Source organism: Paraburkholderia sp. SIMBA_053, from assembly GCF_046534895.1.
Classification (GTDB): domain Bacteria; phylum Pseudomonadota; class Gammaproteobacteria; order Burkholderiales; family Burkholderiaceae; genus Paraburkholderia; species Paraburkholderia caledonica.
The window spans coordinates 1-271 of sequence record NZ_JAWRXU010000713.1 but is presented as its reverse complement, the minus strand read 5'-3'; the positions used below and the strand labels follow the sequence as shown (position 1 = coordinate 271).

Annotated in this window: 1 protein-coding gene; it reads right to left on the bottom strand. The window is 64.6% G+C overall.

The annotated features are described in order from the left end of the window. Window positions 1-271, bottom strand: a 271-nt coding sequence (locus tag SB753_RS37435) for an aldehyde dehydrogenase family protein (RefSeq protein ID WP_410805200.1), incomplete at both ends; no start/stop codon positions are given.

Below are 271 nucleotides of genomic sequence, written 5' to 3'. Positions count from 1 at the left end.
ATGCCCGTCTGGATCAACGCCTGCACGCGCTCGAACTGGTTGCGGTTGACGAGCGGGCCGAGTTGCGTCGAAGCATCGTCGGTCGGACCGACGCGATACGTTTCCGCTGCGCGCTTCGCGATCTGCGCGGCGTCGTTCATCAGATGACGCGGCACCAGCATGCGCGTCGGAATCGAGCACGACTGGCCCGAGTTCACGAAGCACGCAGCCACGCCGCGCTTGACGGCCTCTTCGAGATCGACGTCGTCGAGCAGAATGTTCGCGGACTTGC